The sequence below is a fragment of the Floccifex sp. genome, from assembly GCF_051873495.1.
GTDB lineage: Bacteria > Bacillota_I > Bacilli_A > Erysipelotrichales > Erysipelotrichaceae > Floccifex.
The window spans coordinates 1-2,449 of the sequence record NZ_JBJEEX010000038.1 but is presented as its reverse complement, the minus strand read 5'-3'; the positions used below and the strand labels follow the sequence as shown (position 1 = coordinate 2,449).

The 2,449-nt window shown below is 35.2% G+C and carries 4 protein-coding genes and 1 pseudogene; 3 read left to right on the top strand and 2 right to left on the bottom strand.

Annotated elements, in window-relative coordinates:
• Positions 1-62: 62 nt before the first annotated feature.
• Positions 63-176, bottom strand: a pseudogene (locus tag ACI313_RS02210) (helix-turn-helix domain-containing protein); the annotation flags it as partial.
• Positions 177-191: 15 nt separating this feature from the next.
• Entirely contained in the window at positions 192-557 is a 366-nt protein-coding gene (locus tag ACI313_RS02205) for a Crp/Fnr family transcriptional regulator (protein ID WP_439755173.1), read from the bottom strand.
• 425 nt (positions 558-982) lie between these two features.
• On the opposite strand from ACI313_RS02205, the gene ACI313_RS02200 reads away from it, so the two are divergent.
• The 3 genes from ACI313_RS02200 (at position 983) to ACI313_RS02190 (ending at position 2,419) form a co-directional block, all read left to right on the top strand.
• A complete protein-coding gene (locus ACI313_RS02200; RefSeq protein WP_439755172.1) occupies positions 983-1,423 on the top strand; it encodes a hypothetical protein in 441 nt (146 codons plus the stop codon).
• Between the two features lie 144 nt (positions 1,424-1,567).
• Entirely contained in the window at positions 1,568-1,771 is a 204-nt protein-coding gene (locus ACI313_RS02195) for a hypothetical protein (RefSeq protein WP_052543166.1), read from the top strand.
• Positions 1,772-1,918: 147 nt separating this feature from the next.
• A complete protein-coding gene (locus ACI313_RS02190; protein WP_439755171.1) occupies positions 1,919-2,419 on the top strand; it encodes a GyrI-like domain-containing protein in 501 nt (166 codons plus the stop codon).
• The last annotated feature ends 30 nt before the right edge of the window (positions 2,420-2,449 follow it).

Here is a 2,449-nt window from a genome sequence, read left to right as displayed (position 1 = left end):
AATCATTTGATTATTAATTAAAATAAAGCTCAGCTTTTGCTGGGCTTTATTTTTTGCATAATTTATCTTTTCACATTAATCCAGCGACCATGAACTTCAATTTTGCCATCTTTTTCTAGTTCTTTTAACTTACGACTGAATGTCTCCGGCGTAATTCCTAAATAACTGGCTAAGTCCTTTTTCTTTAGTTCTCATTTTACTTCATTTTTGCCTTGCTCATTGGCAAGGTCATTCAAGTAAGCTAATATCCGTTCTTTGGCATCCAAGGTGTTTCTAAGCACCGAATTATGTTCAATTGCGACTAACTTTTTACCGAAATTATTTAAAAGCTTTAATGACAAATCTGGTGTTTTCTGCAAAAGTTTTTGAAAACCTGCGCGGTTAATTGAGCAAACCCAGGTGTCCTCCACAGCTTCAACAAAGTTTTCATTTTCGCTTTGTTTGAATAAATGTTGTTGTCCTTCAATGTCACCTTTTTGAAGTATACCTAGCACGACTTCCTTGCCATCTTTTGATAGGTTGTAGACTTTTGCCTTTCCCTGATCGATGACAATCATGCCATCTTTACCATCATCAGGTTATCTAATAATACTTCCTTTAGGAAATTTCTGTTGGTGTTCAGAGACGGCTACTAATTTTTTCTTTAAATCTACGGGTAAATCTGTAAAAAGGGTTGCTTTGCTTAAACAAGCGACAGGGGAATGCTTTGTCATAAAAATCATCTTTTCTAATTTTCTTGATTTAAATCAATTTTATCATAATAACTTCTTATTATAATTAATTGCGACAAGCCTTAAGACAACGAATTGTAACTCAAAGGTTGTATGATGATTTTGAAAACATCAGAGTATAGAAAGGATTCATCAAGATGAAAAAATATATTGCACACATTACCCCATTAAATGCAGATAAGATTGGCTGCGAAGCTCACGGCACAGCTGAATTTACTGAAGATGGCGATAAGCTTCATGTTAAAGTAGAAATGTTTGATACTCCTAAGAATATTGAACACTGGGAACACTTCCATGGCTTTCCTGATGGTAAGGAAGCCAATGTTCCAACCATGGCTCAAGACAAGAATCATGATGGCTTTATTGATTTGCCAGAAACTGAAGAAGTATCAGGTACAACTATGGTGCCATTAGACGATGCACCACAAGATATGAACATCCCTCACGATGGTTATCCTGTTGCAGACGAAAACGGTCATTACGAATACGAAATCGATATTCCATTGGAAAAATTACAAGCTAAGTTCAAGGATGCCTTTGGTACTGAAGATCTTCAATTAGATAAACGTGTAGTTTATGTACATGGTGTACCAAAAGACCTTGAATTACCTGACACCGTTGGTGGTTGTGTAATGAGCTACGATGCTCATACAACTTTGCCAATTGCTGCAGGTAAGATTGAAGAAGCTTAATAAATATAATCCTATTCATAAGTTACTGTAATTTCTGAATAGGATTTTTTCATGCATAAATTTGTATAAATTGAGCCGACCATCAAAGAAGTATAGAATTAGATGTATCTTAATGAAAGTATTAGAAAGTGTAGCAACATAGATATGAGTAAATACGATCAATTGTGGCAATATATTAAAGACAACAAAACTGGCGACTTTGAGCTTTCATTTGATGAAATCGAAAAAGCAGCAGGACTGCCAATCGACCATTCATTTTTGCATTATAAGAAAGAACTGCCTGACTATGGTTTTGAGGTAAAAAAGATTTCACTCAAGAACAAGACAGTTAAGTTTCATCAATTATAGAGGCAGGACATGGCATACGATTTTAAAAAGAAGAAAAGCAGTTTTATCGTCCAGGCAAAAAGCCTGAATTAATTGATGTTCCACAGATGCAATATATTGCTGTTCAAGGTCAAGGCGATCCAAATCAAGAGGGCGGAGAATACAAGCATGATCTTGTATAGTTTAGCCTATACAATTAAAATGAGTAAAAAGGGCTCACATCAGATTAAAGATTATTTTGACTTCGTGGTTCCACCGCTTGAAGGATTTTGGTGGCAAGATGGCGTTAAAGGCATTGATTATGCTCATAAAGAAAGATTCAATTTTATTTCCTGCGTTCGGATGCCTGAGTTTGTGACAGATGAAGTTTTGGCTTGGGCTAAAAAAGAAGCTGCAATTAAAAAAGGCTTGGATTTCTCACCAGTAAAATTACTTGTTTTGACAGAAGGAAAATGCGTACAAATTATGCATCATGGTAGTTATGATGATGAGCCTGCTACTATCGCTAAGATGCATCAATTCATTGCTAAAAATGATTTGGGATTAGACTTTTCAGATCAGCGTCGTCATCATGAAATATATTTATCAAATTCTCAACGTACAAAGTTAGAAAATTTAAAAATGATTATTCGCTTGCCAGTTAAAGAAAAGAAGATGAAAAATGACTAAAAAAGTTACGCCACGTTTGGTGATGGCGAT

Coding starts and splice junctions, on each gene's coding strand:
- ACI313_RS02205 (WP_439755173.1), bottom strand. CDS start 557: ATGATTGTCATCGATCAGGGAAAGGCAAAAGTCTACAACCTATCAAAA.
- ACI313_RS02200 (WP_439755172.1), top strand. CDS start 983: ATGTTTGATACTCCTAAGAATATTGAACACTGGGAACACTTCCATGGC.
- ACI313_RS02195 (WP_052543166.1), top strand. CDS start 1,568: ATGAGTAAATACGATCAATTGTGGCAATATATTAAAGACAACAAAACT.
- ACI313_RS02190 (WP_439755171.1), top strand. CDS start 1,919: ATGATCTTGTATAGTTTAGCCTATACAATTAAAATGAGTAAAAAGGGC.